This window comes from Streptosporangium sp. NPDC051022, from assembly GCF_040683035.1.
GTDB lineage: Bacteria > Actinomycetota > Actinomycetes > Streptosporangiales > Streptosporangiaceae > Streptosporangium.
Genome location: NZ_JBFBCF010000024.1, coordinates 1 through 20,680, shown reverse-complemented (window position 1 = coordinate 20,680; position 20,680 = coordinate 1). Strand labels below are relative to the sequence as shown.

Below are 20,680 nucleotides of genomic sequence, written 5' to 3'. Positions count from 1 at the left end.
CCGAAAGGCGTTCCCATGTCCCTCACCCTCCCCCGGGAAACCGCTCCGCCCCGGCCGGTGCCCCGGCGTGGCCTCGTCGCCGCCATCGGTCTCGCCGAACTCTTCTACGCGGCCGCCGGAGCCCTGCCGCTCATCCTCGGCCTCGGCCTCAAGATCCAGGAGATAGCACCCGAGGGTAAGGAGGCCTCGCTCGGACTCGTCGCGGCCCTCGGCGGGGTGGCCACCGTGGTCGCCAACCCGCTGAGCGGCCACCTGTCCGACCGCACCACCAGCCGGTACGGCATGCGCAGACCGTGGATCCTGGGCGGCTCGCTGGTCGGCCTGGCCGGGCTGCTCATCCTGGCGCTCGCGGGATCGATCGCCGCGGTGGCGATCGGCTGGATGGTCGCGGTCACCGGCTACCAGGCCATGGTGGCCGGGCTGACCGCCACGGTCGTCGACCAGTTCCCCGCCGAACGCCGCGTCCGCGTGGCGGGCGTGTTCTCGATGTGCAACATGGTCGGCGTGATCCCGGCGATGGCGCTGTCCCAGGCTTTCACGGGGGAACTGCTCCTGCAGTTCACGATCTGCGGCGGGCTCGCGGTGACCGCGGCGGGCGCGCTCTGCGCCGTACTGCCCGACCGCCGCCTCGACCCGGCGGAGCGGCGGCCGGTGAACCTCGGCAGCCTCGCCTCGGCGCTGCTCGTCCTGCCCCGGCACGCCCGCGACTACCGGCTGCTGTGGATCCAGCGGCTGCTCGTCAGCATCGGTTTCGCACTGATCGCGTCGTACTCGCTCTACTACCTGCAGAGCCGGGTCGGCATGCCGACCTCGGAGGCCGTCGCGCTGGTGGGACTGACCAGCATCGTCAGCACCCTGCTGTCCGGCCTCTGCGCCTACCTCGGGGGACTGTGGTCGGCCAGGATCGGCCGGGGACGCCCCTTCGTGCTGTGGGCGACGACGATCCTGGCCGCGACGCTGCTGCTGAAGGCCGTGACCGCGAGTGTCGGCGTGGTGGTGGCCGTCGCGATCGTCAGCGGGGCCGCCACCGGCGTCTACTACGCCGTGGACCTCGGCCTGGTCACCAGGGTGCTTCCGGACGAGCGTGACGCGGGCCGCTATCTCGGCGCCTTCGCGATGGCCAAGCACCTGCCCAGCGCGGTGGCCCCCGCGGTCGCGCCGATCCTGCTCGGCATCGGGTCCGACCCCTTCGCCCCCGGCCCGAACTACTTCCTGCTCTTCCTGGCCTGCGGCCTGCTGACACTCGCCGCCGCCCCGCTGGTCGGCCTGCTGCGGGACGTACGCTAGCCCCCTTGGCCGGCTCCCGGCCGCCTCAGCGGCGGTAGCCGGCCATCCGCTCCAGCCGGGCGACGCGCTCGGCGGTGGGCGGGTGGGTGGAGAACAACCGGCCGATCCCCGCTCCCCGGAAAGGATTGGCGATCATGAGGTGGGAGGTGGAGGCGAGACGGCTGTTCTCGGGAAGGGGCAGTTGCCTGGCTCCCATCTCTATCTTCCGCAGCGCGGAGGCGAGCGCCAGCGGGTCGCCGGTCAGCCGGGCACCGGACTCGTCCGCCTGGTACTCCCGGGAGCGGGACACGGCCATCTGGATCATTCCGGCGGCGACCGGGCCGAGCACCATCATGAGCAGGGCACCGAGGAAGCCGGGCCCCTCGTCGTCGTCTCCTCCGCCGAAGAGCAGGCCGACGTAGCCGAGGTAAGTGATCATCGTGGCGAGCGCGCCGGCCACCGACGAGATCAGGATGTCGCGGTTGTAGACGTGGGACAGCTCGTGCCCGATGACCCCGCGCAGCTCGCGCTCGTCGAGGAGCTGGGTGATGCCGTAGGTCACGCAGACCGCGGCGTTGCGAGGATTGCGGCCGGTGGCGAAGGCATTGGGCTGCATGGTCGGTGAGACGTACAGCCGGGGCATGGGCTGACGCGCCTCGGTGGACAGCTCCCGCACGATCCGGTACAGGACCGGCTGCTCGACCTCGCTCACCGGCCGGGCACGCATGGCGGACAGGGCTATCCGATCGGAGAAGAAGTAGGCGGCGCCGTTGGTCACCAGGGCGACCAGAACCGCGATCTGCACGCCTGCGCCGCCGCCCAGCCACGCTCCCGCCGCGATGATCACCGCTGACAGTGCGCCGAGGAGAACCGCGGTACGCAGACCGTTGTGGTGCACTACACCCCCCTTGTCGGTTGATGCCGGTTCATTGGTTCCAACGTCTCCGGCCTGGTCGAACGTTCCCGAAAACGCTCAGCCGACGGCGATGAGGACTTCCGGAAGGAGGTCGAACACCACCTGCGGGGCGACCGAGAACAACAGCGCGATGCCTCCCGCCAGCACGATCGCGATCCCCACCGGCACCCAACCGGCACGACCGCCGCCCACTCCGAATCCGCCGCGAGCCTCCTCCGCCCCGGATCCCGCACGACCACCATCCGTCTCCGCTCCGGATCCCGCACGACCACCATCCGTCTCCGCTCCGGATCCCGCACGACCGCCATCCGCTCCAGGACCGGTGGGAACGGCGCCCGCCTCCGCGTTCACACGGCCGGTGCCCGCTCCGGTCGTGGTACGGCCGCCCGCCTCGGGGGACACCTCGGCACCACCCTCCGCGGCGGCCGCGGCGGAAACGGGAACCGCGGCGGAAACGGGAACCGGAACCTGGACCGGAGTGAGGATCCGCACGGCCCAGGCGACGTAGTAGTAGAGGCCGATGACCGTGTTGACGGCCATCACCACCGCCAGCCAGGCCCCGCCGCCTCCGACGATCTCCCGGAACACCACGATCTTGGCGAACATCCCCGCCAGCCCCGGCGGCAGGCCTGCCAGACAGAGCAGGAAGAAGACCAGCGCGAGTCCGGCGACCGGAGCGCGGAACACCAGTCCCCGGTAGTCGTCCAGCTCGTTTCGGGGAGAACGCCGTGACACCAGCATGACCACCGCGAACGCCCCGAGGTTCATCGCCGCGTAGAAGACCAGGTACGCGATCGACGCGCTCGTCGTCCTGTCGCCGTGGACACCGAGGGGGGCGAGGATGTAACCCGACTGGGCCACCGAGGACCAGGCGAGCAGGCGTACGGCATGGCGCTGCCGCAGAGCCAGGAGGTTGCCCACCGTCATCGTCAGCGCGGCGATGATCGCGACCAGCGGGACCCAGGTGCCAGCCCGGCTTCCCAGCGCCGTGACGAGGACGAGGATCACCCCGGCGAACCCGGCGGCCTTGGAGATCACCGAGAGCAGTGCCGCGACCGGCACCGGCGCCCCCTGGTAGACGTCGCCCGCCCAGGCGTGGAACGGCACCGCTGCGATCTTGAAGGCGAACCCGGCCAGCACCAGGACGACGGCCACGGTGAGCACGGGCCGCAGGTCGGCGGGCGGCGCGTCGAAGGTGATGCGCAGTGAGGAGGAGTAGGCCTCGGAGCCGTGGGCCCCCGTGGCCTGCACTCCGGCGTCGAAGGTCCCGGCGGCCTGTGCCCCGGCGTGAGCCGCCTGGCCGGGCGGGACCTGGAGTCCGGTGAGGGGGGCGCGCAGCGCCTGGGCCAGCCGGTCGAGATAAACGGTTCCCGTCGTGCCGTACAGCAGGGAGATCCCGAAAAGCATCACCGCGGTCGAGACCACCGAGACCAGGAAGAGCTTGACCGCCGCCTCGGAGCTCCGGCCGTCGTAGCGTCTGAGCGCGGTCAGCGCGAAGACCGGCAGCGAGACCAGCTCCAGCGCGACGACCAGCATGATCAGATCTCGGGAGGCGGGCAGGGCGACGGCACCGGTCAACGTGCAGAACAGCAGGAAGTACCACTCACCGACGGGGATCTCTCCGGAGGAGAGCTCCGCCATGGACAGCAGCACCACGACGACGCCCGCGACCAGGGTGAGTCCCGCGAAGATCAGGCTGAAGTGGTCGACCACGAACGAGCACGAGGCCGCGCTCGCACCGCCCGTCCCAGCCGCCGGAGCCGCACTCGCACCGCCCGCCTCCTCACCGCGGATCACACCGGACAGTCCTGTGGGCACGCAGAAGGTCCGCAGGGGTTCTCTCAGGCGCGACGCCTGAGAGATCACCACACCCAGGGCACCGAGCACCCCGGCCAGGGTGACCAGGCCGAGCAGCGGGCGAACGTACGGCCGACGCGGCAGGAAAGCATCCAGGAGCAGCACGAGCCCGCCGGTGAGCGCCAGGACCAGCAGGGGCGCGACCGCGTAGTAGTCGACCGACTGGATCACGGCGCCCCCAGCATGCTCTGGACGACCGGATCGGTAAGGGAGAGGAGCGCCTTCGGCCAGAGACCGAACAGCAGGATCAGCGCGACCAACGGCACCCAGGCCGCCAGCTCGTAGCCGGTGACATCGCGCATGCGTGCGGCTCCGGCGTACGCGGAGGTGTGCGTCGGGCCACCACCGCCCGCGTCCCCACCACCCCCTGTGCCCGCGTCCTCGCCGCCGCCCGGCCCCGCACCGCCCACTGCGGCGAGCAGTGGGGCGTGGACGGTCTCGGTCAGGCGACCGTGGGTGACACGGGACAGCATGACCAGGAAATATGCGGCGGTCAGGACGGTGCCGAGACCTGCGACGGCCATGAGGAGCAGGTAGAGCGGGCGGGAAAGGCCGGCGGCGGGGTCGAAGGCGCCGAGGAGGGCCAGCATCTCGCCCCAGAAACCCGCCAGCCCGGGCAGGCCGAGTGAGGCTACGGAGGCGAAGGTGAGCAGGGAGGCGAGGTGCGGCAGCCGCGAGAGCATGCCGCCGCCGAGCGCCGGTATGGCGGCGGTGCCGTAACGCTCCTTGATGCCTCCGACGACGAAGAAGAGCAGTGCGGTGATCAGGCCGTGGGCGATGTTGCCGAACAGCCCGGCGTTGATCCCGACCGGGGTGAGCGTGGCGAAGCCCAGGAGCACGAACCCCATGTGACCGATCGAGGAGTAGGCGATCATCCGCTTGAGGTCGCGCTGGGCGAGGCAGGCGAGGGAGCCGTAGATGATGCCGACCACCGCGAAGACGCCGAGCCATGGGGCCACGGTCTCGGCGCCCTGGGGCAGGATCGGGATCGCGATGCGGGCGAAGCCGTAGGTGCCCATCTTGAGCAGAACACCCGCGAGGAGCACCGAGCCGACGGTCGGTGCCTCGGTGTGGGCGGCGGGCAGCCACGTGTGCAGCGGCCACATCGGGCTCTTGACCGCGAGCCCGACGCCGATGGCCACGAAGGCGAGAGTCTGCGCCGAGCGGGACATGCCCGCCCCGTGCGCCCCGGCGAGGGCGACCATGTCCAGGGTGCCGGTCCGCGCCCAGACGAACAGCAGTCCGAGCAGGAGCACGACCGAGCCGAGCAGCGTGTAGAGGATGAACTTGAGCGCCGCCGCCCGCCTGGCGTTCCCGCCCCAGATGGCGATCACGAAGTACATCGGGATGAGGACGACCTCGAAGAACACGAAGAACAGCAGCAGGTCGAGCGCGAGGAACGTGCCGATCATGCCCACTTCGAGGATGAGCAGTGTGAACACCAGGGCCCGGGGCCGTCTTCCACCGGGTTTCGGCCACAGCAGCTGTCCCGGCCCGTCGGCGCCGCCCCAGCACAGGTAGACGAAGCAGAGGAACGTCAGCAGCGTGGTCAGCACGACCAGAGGCAGCGAGATGCCGTCGACCCCGAGGTGGAATCTGAGGTCCAGCCCGGGAACCCAGGCCACGTCGGTCGAGAACCGCACATCGGCCGCGCCGCCACCAGGGCCGAACGCGACGACAGGCACCAGGGAGAGCGCGAACGTGACTCCGGACACCGCCAGGGCGTACAGCCGGAGCAGCCGTCCTTCGGCGGCGGCGGCGTCCGTCCGGAACGGCACGAGCAGCACGGCGGCTCCGGCCAGCGGCACCACGAGCAGAGCGATCAGCACCCAGTTCACGGACCGATCACCCCGCCCGGCGCCGAGATCACACCCGGGAAGCCGTCTCCGCGAACGCCGTCTCCGCGAACACGGTCTTCGTGAAGGCCGTCTTTGCGAACACGGTCTTCGTGAAGGCCGTCTTTGCGAACACGGTCTTCGTGAAGGCCGTCTTCGGAGATCGGAACCGCATCCCGGCCGCCGTTCCCATGAGGGACGGTGGGTTGACATTCTCCCGGCCCCGAAAGGACCGGGATTCCCGGCCGAAGCCGGGTGGTTCGCGGTTCACAGCCCCGCCTGACGGCCGGCGGGCTCCCCGCGCCGCCACCCCATGCCCCGGGGCGGTCCCGCGATGCCGACTTGGTCATCACCGGCCCGATCACCATGACAAGCCCTGCCGAACACATCCGGAGAACACAGTGAGAGACCGTTCCGCATTTCCTCCCCGCCCTGAAGGCCCGCACTGAAGGACGGGACATCCATGCTGGAGGAACGTGGTGAGAGACAGGGGTGGGGTTTCGGGGAGGCAGAGGGATCATCCGAAGATCACCGCCCCCGCCGCGAGGAGGAGGACGCCCGCGAGGAGACCGGTGATGTAGAGCTGCGCGTTGCCGTTCTGGATCAGGCGGGCAAGGCCCGCCAGGCTCAGGGTCGCCCGGCCCGAACCGCGCACCGCGCCGTCGACCACGCGATCGTCGGCGCGGGCGACCAGGCGGGAAAGGCCCAGCACCGGCCGGACGAACAGCGCGTGATAGACGGAGTCGACGTAGAAGGCCCGCTCGCACGGGACGCGGAAGGGACCGAGGGCTCGGGCGGGATCGCTCAGCGGGTCGCCGCGCCAGACGGCGTAGACCACTCCGGCGCCGAGCAGCGCCAGCACGGCGCTGAGGGTGGCGGTGGCCCAGTGGAGATCGGTGACGCCGAGGAAGCCCAGGAGCAGTGCCGGCACCGCGAGAAGCATGATCGGCCAGCGCATGGTCGCCGGGGCCTCGGGGGTGCCGACGGCGCGGGCGGTGCCGGACTCGGAGAACGCGACGGCGTGGGCGATGCCGGACTCGGGGAGCGCGACGGCGCGGCGCTCGCCGAAGAAGGTCCGCAGCCACGCCCGGGTGGCGTAGGCGCCGGTCACCGCCACCGTGGTCAGCGCGCAGCCGTACAGCAGCAGGGCGGCCGCGTCGGTGAGCGGTCCCGCGGTCAGTGCCCGCTCCATGGTCAGCAGCACCTCGTCCTTGCTGAAGAAACCACTGGCCGGGGGAAGGCCCATCAGGGCGGCGAAGCCGATCGTCATCGCGGTGAAGGTGATGGGGAGCTCTCCGCGAAGGCCGCCCATCGCGCTCATGAGGTTGGAGCCGACCGCGTGGATCACGGCCCCGGCGCAGAGGAAGAGGAGTGCCTTGAAGGCGCCGTGGGTGATCAGATGGAAGATCGCGGCGCTCTCGGACCCCGCCGCCAGGGCACCGGCCATGTAGGCGAGCTGACTGATCGTGGAGTAGGCGAGGACCCGTTTGAGGTCGTCCTGTGCCAGGGCGGCCAGCGCGGCACCGAGCATGCCGAGTGCGGCGATGACCGCGAGCACGTCAAGGGTGGGACCCGCCTCGATGAAGACGGGGTAGAGGCGGGCGACGAGGAAGATCCCGGCCGCGACCATGGTCGCCGCGTGGATGAGCGCGCTGATCGGGGTGGGGCCGGCCATCGCGTCGGGGAGCCAGGTGTGCAGCGGCACCTGGGCGCTCTTGCCCGCGACTCCCGCGAGCAGCAGCATCGTCGCGGCCACGACCGTGCCGGAGGACATCTCCGGGGCCTTCGCGATGACGTCGGCGATCCGGAAGCTTCCGGCCGCCGCGCCCAGGACGAAGATCCCGAACAGGAATCCGACGTCACCGAGCCGGGTGACCAGGAACGACTTGACCGCCGCCCGGGAGTTGGCGCGGTCCTCCCACCAGTGGCCGATCAGCAGGTAGGAGCACAGGCCCATGATCTCCCAGCCCACGTAGAGGACGAGGAGGTCGGCGGCGTAGACGACCAGGAGCATGGCGCTGGTGAACAGGCTGATGAACGCGCTGTAGGACGGGTAACGCCGATCGTCGGCCATGTAACCGACCGAGTAGACCTGCACGGCCAGCGCGACCACGGTGACCAGCACCGCGACCGCCGCGGCGAGACCGTCGACGAGCAGCCCGATCGAGATCGGCAGCGAACCCGTGCCGACGACGTCGAGCGTTCCCGTGACACCGTCGATCCCCGTCGGGGCCGCTCCCTCACCGGCCCCGGGGAGCAGCGCCCTCCGTCCCCCGCCCGCGCCGGTCCAGTCGGCGTAGAGCAGCCAGATCGCGAGCACCGTGGAGATCGCGGTCGGCACGACCGCGATCAGGGCTGCCCGGCGGTTGGCGGCCCGGTCGGCGGGACCACCTCGAAGACCCCGGGGGAAACGGGAGCCCAGCAAGCCGGTGGCCGCGGCGACGAACGGCAGCAGGATGACGGCGGCGGCGACGGAGATCACGGCATGTCACCTGTCCTGTCACCTCGTCCGGGCATCGTACGGACGGGGCCGGCGGCGGCGCCGAGCGACCGGGGAGAGTTTCCGCCCCCTTCTCGGTCTCCTTCTCCGGAGGTGGCCGCGCCGCCGGTTTCGGTGGTCGTGCCGGTGGGGGCGTGAGGGTCGGCGGGCTCGGCCAGGGCACGGAGACGGTCGAGGTCCACCGTCCGGCGGTTGCGGTAGAGGGCCAGGATGATCGCGAGCCCGAGCCCGACCTCCGCGGCGGCGATCACGATGACGAACAGCGTGAGGACCTGACCGCTGTGCAACCGGTCACGCAACCACATGTCGAACGCGACCAGGTTGAGGTTGACCGCGTTGAGCATGAGCTCGACGGACATCAGGACGAGGATCGTGTTGCGGCGCGCGAGCACGCCGTACACGCCGATGGAGAACAGCAGCGCGGAGACGATCGCCGGGTAGACGATGTGCACGTCACTCCCTCCCGCGGATGTCGGTGCGGGACAGGACGATGGCTCCGACGAGAGCGGCCAGCAGGAGGACCGAGAGCACCTCGAAGGGAAGCACCCAGTTGCGGAAGATGGCGGAGCCGAGCTCTCCGGCGGATCCCGCGCCCGGCTTCAGCGGCGCGTAGGCCGAACGGAACCCGTCGACGATCACGGTGACCAGCACGGCCGCCGTGGCGACCGCCACGATCGCCGCGGCGGGCCGGTTCCGGCTGTCGAGGTCGGCGGCCCTGCCGATCGGGGCACGGGTGAGCATGATGCCGAACAGCAGCAGGACCACGATCGCGCCCACGTAGATCAGCAACTGGACCCAGGCGACGAACTCGGCCGTCAGGACGAGATAACCGCCCGCGAGGGCTCCGAAGCAGACCACCAGCCACAGCGCGGCGTGAACGAGCTGTTTCGTGGTCACCACGAGCAGCGCCGCCCCGACGGCCACCACACCCAGCAGCAGGAAGACGATCTCCTGCCCGGTCGGTGACAGATAGGACGGCGCCTCGGTCACTTCTCCTCCTCGGGCTCTCCGTTCGGGTCCGTGGCAGCAGTTTGCTCCGGAGTGCCCGCCGCCGGGGGGACGCCACCCTCACCTGTGGATAACTTCTCGCCGGACGGCCCACCTGTGGACAAGCCGCCTGTGGATGAATCGTCCCTCTTGGGCAGTGCCCCGGGCGGCCGGATCGCCCGGACGCTCGCGTGCCCGGCCGAGGCACGCCGCACCGGCCTCTCCGGTCTTCCCGGCCTCTCCGGCCGGTCCGCCGCACCCGGCCGGTCCACCGTCGGCCGCTCCGCCCCGACCGGTCTCTCCGGACCCTCCGGTCTCTCCGGGGCCCGTCCGGCCGGAGACGGCGAGGACGGGGGTTCCCCCGTGCCGGAGTCCTCCGCCCTGGAAGACCCGTCCGTCTCGTCGGAGAAGTCCGCCGTCGTGGAAGACCCGTCCGTCTTGTCGGAGCCGTCAGGTTCCCCGGCCCCTGCTCGTGAAGCCCCGGCCGCGACGTCCGGAACGGCCGGGCCCGGTGTGGAGGCGGACGAACGGGAGGGGTCCGGCAGGCCGGTGTCCCGGGTGGCGTCGTCCGAGGGGACGGCCTCGCGGGAGTCCGAAGGAACGGCCTCGCGGGAGTCCGAAGGAACGGCCTTGCGGGAGGAGGTTTCCGGGGACTCGGCTCCTGGAGCGGGAGGCGTGCGGTCGAGAGCGGTGGAGGAGTCGGGCGTCGCGGGTTCGGAGCCGGACTCACCTCCCTTGGAGCCGGGCGCCTCGGCCGCCCGCCCGGACAACCGGTCAGCGCGCTCAGGACGGTCAGGGCGGCCGGGATGGGCCGGGTGGTCCGGGCGGGTGGAACGGGTCGCCGGACCGGACTCGCCCGAGGTCGCCCCGGGTGCCGGTGCCGCCGCGCCCGCGTTGCCTGCCGTGTCCGTCTTACCGGCCGCGTCCGGCCCACCGGTCCTGCCCGGCGCGCCGACCGTGTCCGGCCCACCGGCCGCGTCCGGCCCACCGGCCGCGTCCGTCCTGTCGGCCGTGTCCTTCTTGTCGGCCGTGTCCGTCCTGTCGGCTGTGCCCGTCTCACCTGCCGTGCCCGGTCTACCGGCCGTGCGCCGTTCACCGGTCACGCCCGGCTCGTCGCCCCCACCCGGCCTGCCACCCGGTTCACCGGCTACGCGACCCGCCGCATCGGGCCTCCCCGCCGTACGGCCCGCCGCCCCCCGGCCGGGGACCGGGCCCGTCTCCCGCCGGCCCGGACGGGTCGCGCCGGAGGCCTCGCCGGGAAGGGAGCGGGAGGCCGCGGCCAGTTCCTTGGGCGGATCGGCGTTCGGCTCGTGGGCGGGAGGCGGTGGGACGGTCTGGGCCCAGGCGGACAGTCTGTCCCTCTCGTGCAGGAGGTTGCGGATGTCGCCCTCGGCGTACTCGAACTCGGGGGACCAGAACAGGGCGTCGAACGGGCAGACCTCGATGCAGATCCCGCAGTACATGCACAGGGAGAAGTCGATCGCGAAGCGATCGAGCACGTTGCGGGCGCGGGGACGGCCGCCCTCGGGCGCGGGGAGGGTCTCCTTGTGGGAGTCGATGTAGATGCACCAGTCGGGACACTCACGGGCACAGAGCATGCACACCGTGCAGTTCTCCTCGACCAGGCCGATCACCCCCCGGCTCCGGGGAGGCAGTTCCGGCTGGACTTCGGGGTACTGCTGGGTCACCGACCTGTTCAGCATGTGGCGAAGGGTGACGGAGAGCCCTTTCGCCAACCCCACTCCTGGTATACGTGCCACAACTCAACATCATGGCGCATGGACCCGCGCCCGGGAATCCGGTGGTGCCCGGTAACGCTCCCCGGGAGAAACGGCTCCGGTCAGGGACTATCCCCAGGAGCCCCAAGTTATCCACAATGGTTATCCACAGACTGTGTGTTCGAGTGTGAGCCTCCTCCGCAGAATCACCCGCCAAGGTGACTACAAGCCCCCTCAGAAGTACGTATTCTTCGCCCCATGTCCCACCAGTACGGTCCCTCCTGGCATGGTCAGCCGCCGCCCCCGCGATCGAACACGGGGCTGAGCGTGGTGTGGGCATTGGTCCCCCTGTTCACCTGCGGCATGGGGACGCCGTTCATCATGGCCCACGCCGCCCGCAAGCTGCGCAGCCCGCTCCTGGCCCTGTCGGCCGCCTTCTACGCCCTGGGCATCGGGGTGTTCATCGTCGCGATCTCGGCCTACGACGACACCGACCTGATCCCGGGCTGGCTGAACGCCGTCATGACGATCGGCCTCTTCGCGAGCTGGATCGGCGGGCTGGGGCACGCGCTGATCATCAGGGGGTCGGTCTTCCAGCAGGACCCTCAGGGGCCGAGGCTGCCGGGACCGGGGGTGCTGTTCCCGCCCCCCGTGCCGGTCACACCGGCCGTGCCGTACCCCACCGCGCCGACCGTGGCCTCGAGCATGCACGCGCCCGCGCACCCGCCCCAGCCCCACCACACCCAGACCCACCATCCCCAGACGCACGCGCAGACGTCCCATCCGCAGCCGCACCACACGCAGACCTCCGGCACGCCCCGGGGCTGGCTGGGGCCGTACCGGCTGATCGGCGACCTGGGGAAGGGCGGTCAGGGGACGGTCCACCTCGCCCTCACCCCGCAGGGGCAGAAGGTGGCGATCAAGGTCCTGCACCAGCACCTCACCGGCAACCAGATGGTCAGGGAGCGGTTCCTGCGGGAGGTCGAGGCGACGCGCAAGGTGGCGACCTTCTCCACGGCCCGGGTGCTCGACGTGAACATCACCGACGACCAGGCGTACATCGTCAGCGAGTTCGTGGACGGTGTCTCGCTGGAGCAGCTCGTCCGCGATCAGGGGCCCCGCAACGAGGACGGCCTGACCCGGCTGGCCCTGGCCACGGCGGGCGCGCTGGCCGCGATCCACAAGGCGGGCGTCGTGCACCGGGATTTCAAACCGGCCAACGTGCTGATCGGCGCCGACGGGCCGCGCGTGATCGACTTCGGCATCGCCCGCGCCCTGGACCAGGTCACCGCGACATCGGGCAACATCATGGGCACCCCCGCCTACATGTCGCCCGAGCAGCTCGCCGGAGGGGCCATCGGCCCCGAGTCCGACGTGTTCAGCTGGGCGGCCACCATGATCTTCGCCGCCTCCGGGCGCGCGGCCTTCGGCGATGACACCATCCCGGCGATCCTCAACCGGGTGATCAACCACCATCCCGACCTGTCGGCGCTGCCCCAGTCGCTGCGCCCGCTGGCCGCCACCTGCCTGGACAAACAGCCGGGCAACCGGCCGACCGCCGCCGACATCATGCTGCGAATCGTGCACTGACCGGCCCGCACGTCGAAAACCACCGTCAGGGCGGTGTCAGGGCGGTGTCAGGGCACCGCGTCCCGTACCCCGGCCGTCAGGTCGAGATACTCCTGGCGGCCCAGCGTCCGGGTCCGCAGTTCGAAACCGTTCCGTACGGCGAAGCGCTCCACCTCCTCCGGGTCCCAGCGACCTGGCAGGTGGAACAGCCCGTCCCCGACGATCAGCCCGGTCATCCCCGGCTCCACGGAGTAGAGCAGCAGCCCGGAGGCGTCGATCTCGCGTGTCCGGCGCGCGGTCTCCAGCAGCAGCCGGCCGTGGACGACGACCAGGCGGCAGTGGGGCTCGCCGTGCCGCCGCAGCACGCGGCCGTCCGCGGTCCGGCCCCGGGCCCGCCGCCTGCCGATCCCGGCCACGACGGCGCCGACGGCGGTCAGCGCCGCCAGGACCAGCGCCGCCACCCCGAGCGGGCCCAGGGCCTCACCGAGGTCGCCGCCGGGACGCTCCAGGTTGAGGACGACCAGCGCCACGAAGGCCGCACCGTAGGCGAGCACCAGCCACATGAGCCCGTAGAGCAGTTGCTCGCGCCACCAGATCCGGGGCGAGCCCTTCGGGGGCCGCAGGCTCCGCACCCCGGGCACGCGCAGCCGTGGCACGGCCGGGGGCGGCCTGCGCCATGTCACCGCCCGCCATCCGGGCGACCGGCGGGCGAGCGCCACACGGGTCTCCTCCCCGGTCGCGAACCTCCTGATCTCGAACCCCAGGCCGCTGTCCGCGGCGAACGCCTCTATCTCCCGGCGTGACCGGGAGCCGGGCGCCTCCAGCATCACCAGGCCGGACTCGTCCAGCACCGCCAGGCCGTACCTCGTCCTGCCCCTGCCGGGGTAGCCGAACAGCAGCAGCGCGCCCGCCCTGTCCCGGCCGGTGAGCGGCAGCCGTACCGGGGTGTGTTCCGGCACCTCGACGACCAGGTCGTCGTTCTCAACGGCGAGCGCGAGAGTCATGCTTCTCCGTCCTTGGCCTCTGGTGGCCTCTGGTCCCACCTGGAGGTATTCCTCCCTGCCCGGCGCACACGCTTCGAACATCGGCCGGACCCGCAGGTCACGACGGCCGGCGATCAGCCGGTGAGGACCCTGACGACTCCCGTCAGCGCGAGCTGGACCAGCGCCAGCGGCACCAGGCCGACCCAGGCGAGCTTCTGGAGCTGGTCCTCGCGGAGCCTGGGAAAGCTCACGCGGACCCAGATCACCACGAACACCAGGGCCGCCACCTTCAGGAGCGTCCACACGGGGCCGGGCAGCACGGGGCCGTGCCAGCCGCCGAGGAACAGCACCGCGGTGAGCGCGGAGAACACGATGATTCCGACGTACTCGGCCAGCATGAACAGGGCGAACCTGATCCCGGTGTACTCGGTCATCGGACCCATGATGATCTCGGAGTCGGCGATCGGCATGTCGAACGGCGGGCGGCGCAGCTCGGCGAGCCCGGCCACGAAGAAGACGACGCCGCCGATCGCCTGCCAAGGCAGCCACCACCACTGCCAGGCCGACACGATCCCCGGCAGCGAGAGCGTGCCCGCGGCCATCGCGACGCTGGAGGCGGCCAGGACCAGCGGCAGCTCGTAGGCCATGAGCTGGGCCGCCGAGCGCATGCCGCCCAGGAGGGAGTACTTGTTCCCCGACGACCATCCGGCCATGATCGAGCCGAGCACGCCGACCCCCAGCACGGCCAGGACGAAGAACAGCCCGACGTCCAGGTCGACCCCGACCAGGCCGGGGCCGACGGGGATGACGACCATCACCACGAGGTAGGGGATCAGCGCCACCGCGGGCGCGACGGTGAAGACCCGGCGGTCGGCGGCGGCCGGGACCACGTGCTCCTTCTGGACGAACTTGACACCGTCGGCGATCAGCTGGGCCCAGCCGTGGAAGCCCCCGGCGTACATGGGGCCCAGGCGGGCCTGCATGTGCGCCATGATCTTGTGCTCGGCCTGACCGGCGACCAGCGGCAGCACCAGGAAGGCCACGACGATCACGACGAGCCGGACGGCGACGTCGAGCACCTCAGCCATCGTGCCCCCAGCCGGCGGGTCCCTCAGCCATCACATCCCCAATCAGCGGACTCCTCAGCCATCACATCCCCCGCCGGCGGGCCGTTCAGCCACGGTCGCGGCCACCGTTCCGGCCGCGATGTCGCCGAGATGCCCCCGCGGTGTCCCTGCGGTGTCCTCGAGGTGTCCCCGCGATGTCCCCGATCCGTGGATCCCCGGCCACGATGTCCCGGCCGGGAATCCCTCATCCGCCCTCGCGCCCCCAGTCGGCGGGCACGCCGGGCGGGAGCGTCTTGCGGCGGCTCGGCGAGCCGTGGTCGGACTCGCCGGGCTCCTTGGCCCCCGGCCACGCCTTGGCGACCCGGGCGGCCAGCACGAAGTCCTTGCGCAGCGGAAAACCCTCGAAGCCCTCGGGAAGCAGCAGCGGGACCAGGTTCGGGTGGCCCTCGAAGACCACGCCGAACATCTCGAAGGTCTCGCGCTCGTGCCAGTCGGCCCCCCTGAAGACACCGACCGCGCTGGGCAGCCTGGGGTCGGCGCGGGACACGCGGGTGCGCAGCAGCAGGCGCTCGTGCGAGACGGGGTCGAACACGTGCGCGACGATCTGGAACCCGTCCGGCGGGTCGTCGACCGCGGTGAGCCAGTCGAAGAACTCGTGGCCCTCGGCGCGGGCGAACTCCAGCAGGTCGATCCAGTCGCCGGCCTGGACGTCCGCCGTGATCTCGCCGGACGACTCCGACACCTGGACGCGCTCGCCGTACCGCTCCGCGAGCGCCTCGGGCGTCCGCCGCCGGTCGCGTGCCCGCCCGTCCGCGGGGACCGCGGGGTCAGACATGGCGATCACCCGGGTTCTCCGCGGCGATCTTCTCCTGGAGCAGCATGATGCCGTGCAGCAGCGCCTCGGGGCGAGGCGGGCAGCCGGGGACGTAGACGTCGACCGGGATGATCTGGTCCACCCCCTTGGTCACGCAGTAGGAGTCCCAGTAGGGGCCGCCGGAGTTGGAGCAGGCGCCGAAGGAGATCACGTACTTGGGTTCGGGCATCTGCTCGTACAGCCGTTTGACCGCCGGGGCCATCTTGTCGGTCACCGTCCCCGAGACGATCATCAGATCGGCCTGCCTGGGGCCGTTGGCGAACGGGATGACCCCGAACCTGATGAAGTCGTGACGGCTCATCGAGGTCGCGATGAACTCGATCGCGCAGCAGGCCAGGCCGAAGTTGAACGCCCACAGCGAGTATCGGCGCCCCCAGTTCAGGATGAAGCGCATGGGTTTGGGGGCCAGCCTGGAGGCCGGTCCCAGGGTGGGCATCGGAAGGTCCGCCATGACCCTCATTCTCCTTCAGTGCCGGTTCGGGCACCGCCTCGGCGGCGCTCAGGCCCAGACGAGCACGCGTTTGCGCCAGGCGTACAGGATCCCGAGCCCGATGAATCCCAGGAAGACGAACATCTCGACCAGCGTGGCCGTCCCGAAACCGGGAGCGGCGAAGACCGTCGCCCAGGGGAAGAGGAAGACCGCGTCCACCGCGAACACCACGTAGAGGTACGTGAAGACGTAGTAGCGGATCTGCGACTGGGCCCAGCCCTCGCCGACCGGGTCGACTCCGCACTCGTAGGTCAGCAGCTTGTCGGGGGTCGGCCGGGCCGGGCGCAGCATCCGGTTGACCGTCAGCGCCCCGACCACGATCACGGTCCCGATCGCGAACAGCGCGAGGACCACCGCGTAGGAGCCGAAGTAGCCGTCCACGGCTCTGCCCACCTTCCGGGGACTCCGAGGTCGCGGACCTCCCCCGCGCCCCGGGCGCACACCTCGCCGCGAGCCCCTCTCCCACCAGCTATAGCAGGATCCACCGTCTTCGTCACGCAGTGGAGCGATCAAACCTGATCCAGCCAAAACCTCCACCCGGGTAATCACAAAATCCGGCAAAAGCACACTCTCGCCACCTATGGTTACATTCATGCCCAAAGCGGGACTCGTCGGAAGTATCGCCCTTCTGGCCGCGACCGTCACCGGATGCGGTGTCCTCACCACCTCCACCCACGCGCAAGACCGGGTTCCGTCGGAGCCCACGATGATCAACTATGTGGACCCCGCCCGGGTCCACGGGCTGAACGTGCGCACCATCACCGAGGGCGACGCCGCCGACCGGCACGTGCAGGCCGCCTACCCCGCGATCGACGACGCTCCCCGCCTCACCGAGAAACTCCGCAAGACGGTGCTCGGGCGGCTCGACCACTTCAACCGCGTCGCCTCGGCGGACTCCGACCTTCCCCACCGCGAGTTCAACGTCGACTGGCAGCTCGCCGCCGTGTCCGACCAGGTGATCGGCGTACGGCTGCGCATGGGCGAGTCCGCCGGCGCCGGCTGGTCGGAGTCCCGGACCACCGTCTGGTACGACCGGACGGACGCCCGTGTCCTTGACTCGGCGGGCCTGCTCAAGAACGGCACCGCGCTGAAGGACCTGGCCCTGCTCGTCAAGACCGGGCTGGCCGGCCGGAGGCCCGAGGTGAACTCCAGTGTGATCAAGGCGGAGGCGGGGTTCTTCGACTCCATGGGCTTCAACTCGCACGGCGACCTCGTCGTGGAGTTCGACGACCAGCAGGTGGGAGCCGCGTCCCTGGGCCGGGTGGTGGTGGCCGTACCGGCCGCCGAGATCGAGCGGCTGCTGTCTGCGACCGGGATGCGGGCGCAGCGGGCGGCCGTGAAGACGGCCGACGAGCCCGGCTCCGCGGTGTGGAAGGACTTCGTCGCGAAGGCGGACACGGCCAAGCCCCCGGCGGAGAGCTCCCAGACCGGCAGCGTCGACTGCGCCAAGGCCAAGTGTGTGGCGCTCACCTACGACGACGGCCCCGGGCCCGGCACGGAACGGCTGCTGGACGTCCTGGGCAGGTATCGCGCCAGGGCCACCTTCTTCACCGTCGGCGCCAACGCCTCCGCCAAGCCCGAACTGCTCAAACGGATGATGCGGGAGGGGCACCTGGTGGGCAACCACACCTGGTCCCATCGTGACCTGACCGCCCTCACCGACAGCAAGGTCGTCGACCAGCTCAGCCGCGCCCAGTACGTGATCACCCAGACGATCGGACAGGTTCCGGGGCTGATGCGGCCGCCGTACGGCGAGAGCGACGGCCGGATCGCCGCCATCGCGCGCACTCTCGGTCTCTCGGTGGTCGGCTGGAGCGTCGACGCCGGAGACCGGCACGGCGGGAAGACGAAGGACATCGCCGACCGGGCCGTCGCGGGGGCGAAGCCCGGAGCCGTCATCCTCATGCACGACATGGACGACCCGACCATCAAGGCGGCCCCCGAGATCCTGCGGAGACTGCAGGAGAAGGGTTACACCTTTGTGACCGTCCCCGAGCTGTACGGCTCGCACCCGATGCGTCCCGGAGAAACCTACGACTCCGGCGCCTCCGGTCGATCGAGCAGTTCAGAGAAGCCGCCGGGCGGTCCGACGGCACTGGAGAGGACGCCGACGCCATAGCCGGAGGCTATGAGTACATAGCCAGAGGCGATGAGGCCACTTTCCTCCCGGCACATATAGTTAGGCACCGTGACCTCAACCGTCCTCTTCGGCCGCCTGCACGTGGACCTGTGCCGGCTCGCCGCTGGGCTGTGTCGGACCAACCGTTCGCGATCGTGACCCCCCAGCGGCCGGGACAGCCGGCCGCAATGCGCCACGCCCGAGCCATCTCCAACTCAGCGGCCGCCGAGGATCTGCGACATACGTCACATTCCTCCGCCGAGTGGAACGCGAAAAGACTCCGCGTTACTCCGAGGGATCTAGCATGGAATTGAGAACGTGCCACCATCAACGGCGCCCTTTCGCGTCGAGGAGGACTGAGCTGTGACCAAGCAGGTTCAGCAACTCGACCGCGTCATCATCCGGTTCGCCGGCGACTCCGGCGACGGCATGCAGCTGACCGGTGATCGCTTCACGTCGGGAACGGCGGAGTTCGGCAACGACCTGTCGACACTGCCCAACTTCCCCGCCGAGATCCGCGCCCCCGCAGGCACCCTGCCGGGTGTGTCGAGCTTCCAGCTCCACTTCGCCGACCACGACATCCTCACCCCCGGTGACGCGCCGAACGTCCTGGTCGTGATGAACCCGGCGGCCTTGAAGGCCAACATCGGCGACCTGCCGCGCGGGGCCGACATCATCGCCAACACCGATGAGTTCACCAAGCGCAACCTGCAGAAGGTCGGCTACGGCGCCAACCCGCTCGAGGACGACTCGCTCGCCGAGTGGCGGGTCCACCCGGTGCCGCTGACCTCGCTGACGGTCAGGGCGCTGGAGGGCTTCGACCTGTCCAAGAAGGACGCCGAGCGCGCCAAGAACATGTTCGCCCTCGGTCTGCTGAGCTGGCTCTACCACCGGCCGACCGAGACGACGATCAGGTTCCTGGAGAACAAGTTCGCCAAGAGGCCCGACATCGCCAAGGCCAACATCGCGGCCTTCCAGGCGGGCTGGAACTACGGCGAGACCACCGAGTCCTTCTCCGTCAGCTACGAGGTCAAGCCCGCCCCGCTGGCTCCGGGCATCTACCGGAACATCTCCGGCAACCAGGCCCTCGCCTACGGTCTGGTCGCGGCCTCCGTGCAGTCGAAACTGCCGCTGTTCCTGGGGTCCTACCCGATCACCCCGGCCAGCGACATCCTGCACGAGCTGTCCAAGCACAAGCGGTTCGGGGTGCGCACCTTCCAGGCCGAGGACGAGATCGCCGGGGTCGGCGCCGCCCTCGGGGCCGCGTTCGGCGGGGCCCTGGGCGTCACCACCACCTCGGGTCCGGGCGTGGCGCTGAAGGCCGAGACCGTCGGCCTGGCCGTGACCACCGAGCTGCCGCTGATCGTGGTCGACGTGCAGCGGGCGGGCCCGAGCACCGGCATGCCGACCAAGACCGAGCAGACCGACCTGCTGATGGCCATGTTCGGCCGCAACGGCGAGTCGCCGCTGCCCATCGTGGCGCCGTCGACGCCGTCCGACTGCTTCGACGCGGCCGTCGAGGCCGCCCGCCTGGCGGTGAAGTACCGCACGCCGGTCATGCTGCTGTCCGACGGTTACCTCGCCAACGGCTCCGAGCCGTGGAAGGTGCCCAGCGCGGCCGAGCTGCCCGACATCAGCACCGAGTTCGCCGCTGCCCCCAACGGCGAGGACGGCGTGACCTTCCTGCCGTTCAAGCGCGACGCCGAGACCCTGGCCCGGCCCTGGGCGATCCCGGGCACCGCGGGCCTGGAGCACCGGATCGGCGGCATCGAGAAGGCCGACGGCACCGGCAACATCTCCTACGACCCCGCCAACCACGACAAGATGGTCCGGCTCCGCCAGGCCAAGATCGACGGGATCGCCCAGGACATCCCGCCGCTGGAGGCCGACGACCCCGACGGCGGCGCCCGGGTGCTGGTGATCGGCTGGGGCTCGACCTACGGGCCGATCGCGGCGGCCGTGCGGCGGATCAGGAGGTCCGGCGGCAAGGTCGCCCAGGCCCACCTGCGCCACCTCAACCCGCTGCCGGCCAACACCGGCGAGGTGCTGCGCTCCTACGACAAGGTGCTGCTCCCCGAGATCAACCTCGGCCAGCTCGCGCTGCTGCTGCGCGCCCGCTTCCTGGTCGACATCATCAGCTACAACCGCGTGCGCGGGCTTCCGTTCAAGGCCGAGGAACTGGCCGGCGTGATCCAGGACGTGATCGACAGTGAGTGAGATCCAGAACGGCCGGGGCCTGTCCCTGGTGCCGAAGTCCGACGTCAAGCTGGGCATGAAGGACTTCAAGTCCGACCAGGAGGTCCGCTGGTGCCCCGGCTGCGGTGACTACGCGATCCTGGCCGCGGTCCAGTCGTTCGTTCCCGAGCTGGGCCTCAAGCGCGAGAACATGGTGTTCGTCTCGGGCATCGGCTGCTCGTCGCGGTTCCCGTACTACATGAACACCTACGGGTTCCACTCGATCCACGGCCGCGCCCCGGCGATCGCCACCGGGCTGGCCTC

At 70.6% G+C, this 20,680-nt stretch carries 17 protein-coding genes and 2 pseudogenes; 6 read left to right on the top strand and 13 right to left on the bottom strand.

What is annotated here, in order from left to right; all coding sequences use genetic code 11:
• The first annotated feature begins 15 nt into the window (after nt 1–15).
• The gene (locus tag AB0N02_RS31800; protein WP_363953946.1) at nt 16–1,287 is read left to right on the top strand and encodes an MFS transporter; all 1,272 of its coding nucleotides are present in this window, start codon (nt 16–18) and stop codon (nt 1,285–1,287) included.
• A 25-nt stretch (nt 1,288–1,312) separates the two neighbouring features.
• On the opposite strand, the gene htpX is transcribed toward AB0N02_RS31800, so the two are convergent.
• The 8 genes and pseudogenes from htpX to AB0N02_RS31760 form a co-directional block, all read right to left on the bottom strand.
• On the bottom strand, nt 1,313–2,164 hold the full coding sequence (htpX, locus tag AB0N02_RS31795; RefSeq protein ID WP_363953944.1) for a zinc metalloprotease HtpX: 852 nt from the start codon (nt 2,162–2,164) through the stop codon (nt 1,313–1,315).
• Nucleotides 2,165–2,239: 75 nt separating this feature from the next.
• Nucleotides 2,240–4,210: an NADH-quinone oxidoreductase subunit N gene (locus AB0N02_RS31790; RefSeq protein WP_363953942.1), complete on the bottom strand. Its 1,971-nt coding sequence runs from the start codon at nt 4,208–4,210 to the stop codon at nt 2,240–2,242.
• A complete protein-coding gene (locus AB0N02_RS31785) occupies nt 4,207–5,877 on the bottom strand; it encodes an NADH-quinone oxidoreductase subunit M (RefSeq protein WP_363953940.1) in 1,671 nt (556 codons plus the stop codon). The genes AB0N02_RS31790 and AB0N02_RS31785 overlap by 4 nt, the downstream gene beginning before the upstream one ends.
• 28 nt (nt 5,878–5,905) lie before the next feature.
• The gene (locus tag AB0N02_RS31780) at nt 5,906–6,145 is read right to left on the bottom strand and encodes a hypothetical protein (RefSeq protein ID WP_363953938.1); all 240 of its coding nucleotides are present in this window, start codon (nt 6,143–6,145) and stop codon (nt 5,906–5,908) included.
• A 246-nt stretch (nt 6,146–6,391) separates the two neighbouring features.
• On the bottom strand, nt 6,392–8,356 hold the full coding sequence (locus AB0N02_RS31775; RefSeq protein WP_363953936.1) for an NADH-quinone oxidoreductase subunit L: 1,965 nt from the start codon (nt 8,354–8,356) through the stop codon (nt 6,392–6,394).
• Between the two features lie 185 nt (nt 8,357–8,541).
• Nucleotides 8,542–8,826, bottom strand: a pseudogene (gene nuoK / locus AB0N02_RS31770) (NADH-quinone oxidoreductase subunit NuoK); the annotation flags it as partial.
• Between the two features lies 1 nt (nt 8,827).
• Complete coding sequence (locus AB0N02_RS31765) at nt 8,828–9,364, bottom strand: NADH-quinone oxidoreductase subunit J (RefSeq protein ID WP_363953934.1); 537 nt, start codon at nt 9,362–9,364, stop codon at nt 8,828–8,830.
• A complete protein-coding gene (locus AB0N02_RS31760; protein ID WP_363953932.1) occupies nt 9,361–11,064 on the bottom strand; it encodes a 4Fe-4S binding protein in 1,704 nt (567 codons plus the stop codon). The genes AB0N02_RS31765 and AB0N02_RS31760 overlap by 4 nt, the downstream gene beginning before the upstream one ends.
• A gap of 273 nt (nt 11,065–11,337) precedes the next feature.
• Here AB0N02_RS31760 and AB0N02_RS31755 point away from each other — a divergent pair, with 273 nt between their 5' ends.
• On the top strand, nt 11,338–12,669 hold the full coding sequence (locus AB0N02_RS31755) for a serine/threonine-protein kinase (RefSeq protein ID WP_363953930.1): 1,332 nt from the start codon (nt 11,338–11,340) through the stop codon (nt 12,667–12,669).
• 47 nt (nt 12,670–12,716) lie between these two features.
• Here AB0N02_RS31755 and AB0N02_RS31750 read toward each other — a convergent pair whose 3' ends face one another.
• From AB0N02_RS31750 to ndhC, 5 genes are all read right to left on the bottom strand, one after another.
• Nucleotides 12,717–13,652: a hypothetical protein gene (locus AB0N02_RS31750; protein WP_363953928.1), complete on the bottom strand. Its 936-nt coding sequence runs from the start codon at nt 13,650–13,652 to the stop codon at nt 12,717–12,719.
• Between the two features lie 113 nt (nt 13,653–13,765).
• Nucleotides 13,766–14,719: an NADH-quinone oxidoreductase subunit NuoH gene (gene nuoH / locus AB0N02_RS31745; RefSeq protein ID WP_363953926.1), complete on the bottom strand. Its 954-nt coding sequence runs from the start codon at nt 14,717–14,719 to the stop codon at nt 13,766–13,768.
• Nucleotides 14,720–14,942: 223 nt separating this feature from the next.
• On the bottom strand, nt 14,943–15,533 hold the full coding sequence (locus AB0N02_RS31740) for an NADH-quinone oxidoreductase subunit C (RefSeq protein WP_363953924.1): 591 nt from the start codon (nt 15,531–15,533) through the stop codon (nt 14,943–14,945).
• On the bottom strand, nt 15,526–15,966 hold the full coding sequence (locus tag AB0N02_RS31735; RefSeq protein WP_363954168.1) for an NADH-quinone oxidoreductase subunit B family protein: 441 nt from the start codon (nt 15,964–15,966) through the stop codon (nt 15,526–15,528). Before AB0N02_RS31735 ends, AB0N02_RS31740 begins: the two co-directional genes overlap by 8 nt.
• Before the next feature lie 105 nt (nt 15,967–16,071).
• A complete protein-coding gene (ndhC, locus tag AB0N02_RS31730; RefSeq protein ID WP_363953921.1) occupies nt 16,072–16,443 on the bottom strand; it encodes an NADH-quinone oxidoreductase subunit A in 372 nt (123 codons plus the stop codon).
• A gap of 211 nt (nt 16,444–16,654) precedes the next feature.
• Between ndhC and AB0N02_RS31725 the strand changes: the two genes are divergently transcribed.
• From AB0N02_RS31725 to AB0N02_RS31710, 4 genes and pseudogenes are all read left to right on the top strand, one after another.
• Entirely contained in the window at nt 16,655–18,181 is a 1,527-nt protein-coding gene (locus AB0N02_RS31725; RefSeq protein WP_363953919.1) for a polysaccharide deacetylase family protein, read from the top strand.
• 69 nt (nt 18,182–18,250) lie between these two features.
• Nucleotides 18,251–18,340: a putative leader peptide gene (locus AB0N02_RS31720; protein WP_363953917.1), complete on the top strand. Its 90-nt coding sequence runs from the start codon at nt 18,251–18,253 to the stop codon at nt 18,338–18,340.
• Between the two features lie 204 nt (nt 18,341–18,544).
• Complete coding sequence (locus tag AB0N02_RS31715) at nt 18,545–20,398, top strand: 2-oxoacid:acceptor oxidoreductase subunit alpha (RefSeq protein ID WP_363953915.1); 1,854 nt, start codon at nt 18,545–18,547, stop codon at nt 20,396–20,398.
• Nucleotides 20,391–20,680, top strand: a pseudogene (locus tag AB0N02_RS31710) (2-oxoacid:ferredoxin oxidoreductase subunit beta); the annotation flags it as partial. The gene AB0N02_RS31715 and the pseudogene AB0N02_RS31710, both read left to right, overlap by 8 nt.

Excerpts from the sequence above, each read along its gene's own strand:
- AB0N02_RS31800 (WP_363953946.1), top strand. The coding sequence starts at position 16 with ATGTCCCTCACCCTCCCCCGGGAAACCGCTCCGCCCCGGCCGGTGCCC.
- AB0N02_RS31760 (WP_363953932.1), bottom strand. The coding sequence starts at position 11,064 with ATGCTGAACAGGTCGGTGACCCAGCAGTACCCCGAAGTCCAGCCGGAA.
- AB0N02_RS31755 (WP_363953930.1), top strand. The coding sequence starts at position 11,338 with ATGTCCCACCAGTACGGTCCCTCCTGGCATGGTCAGCCGCCGCCCCCG.
- AB0N02_RS31750 (WP_363953928.1), bottom strand. The coding sequence starts at position 13,652 with ATGACTCTCGCGCTCGCCGTTGAGAACGACGACCTGGTCGTCGAGGTG.
- nuoH (WP_363953926.1), bottom strand. The coding sequence starts at position 14,719 with ATGGCTGAGGTGCTCGACGTCGCCGTCCGGCTCGTCGTGATCGTCGTG.
- AB0N02_RS31740 (WP_363953924.1), bottom strand. The coding sequence starts at position 15,533 with ATGTCTGACCCCGCGGTCCCCGCGGACGGGCGGGCACGCGACCGGCGG.
- AB0N02_RS31735 (WP_363954168.1), bottom strand. The coding sequence starts at position 15,966 with ATGCGCTTCATCCTGAACTGGGGGCGCCGATACTCGCTGTGGGCGTTC.
- AB0N02_RS31725 (WP_363953919.1), top strand. The coding sequence starts at position 16,655 with ATGCCCAAAGCGGGACTCGTCGGAAGTATCGCCCTTCTGGCCGCGACC.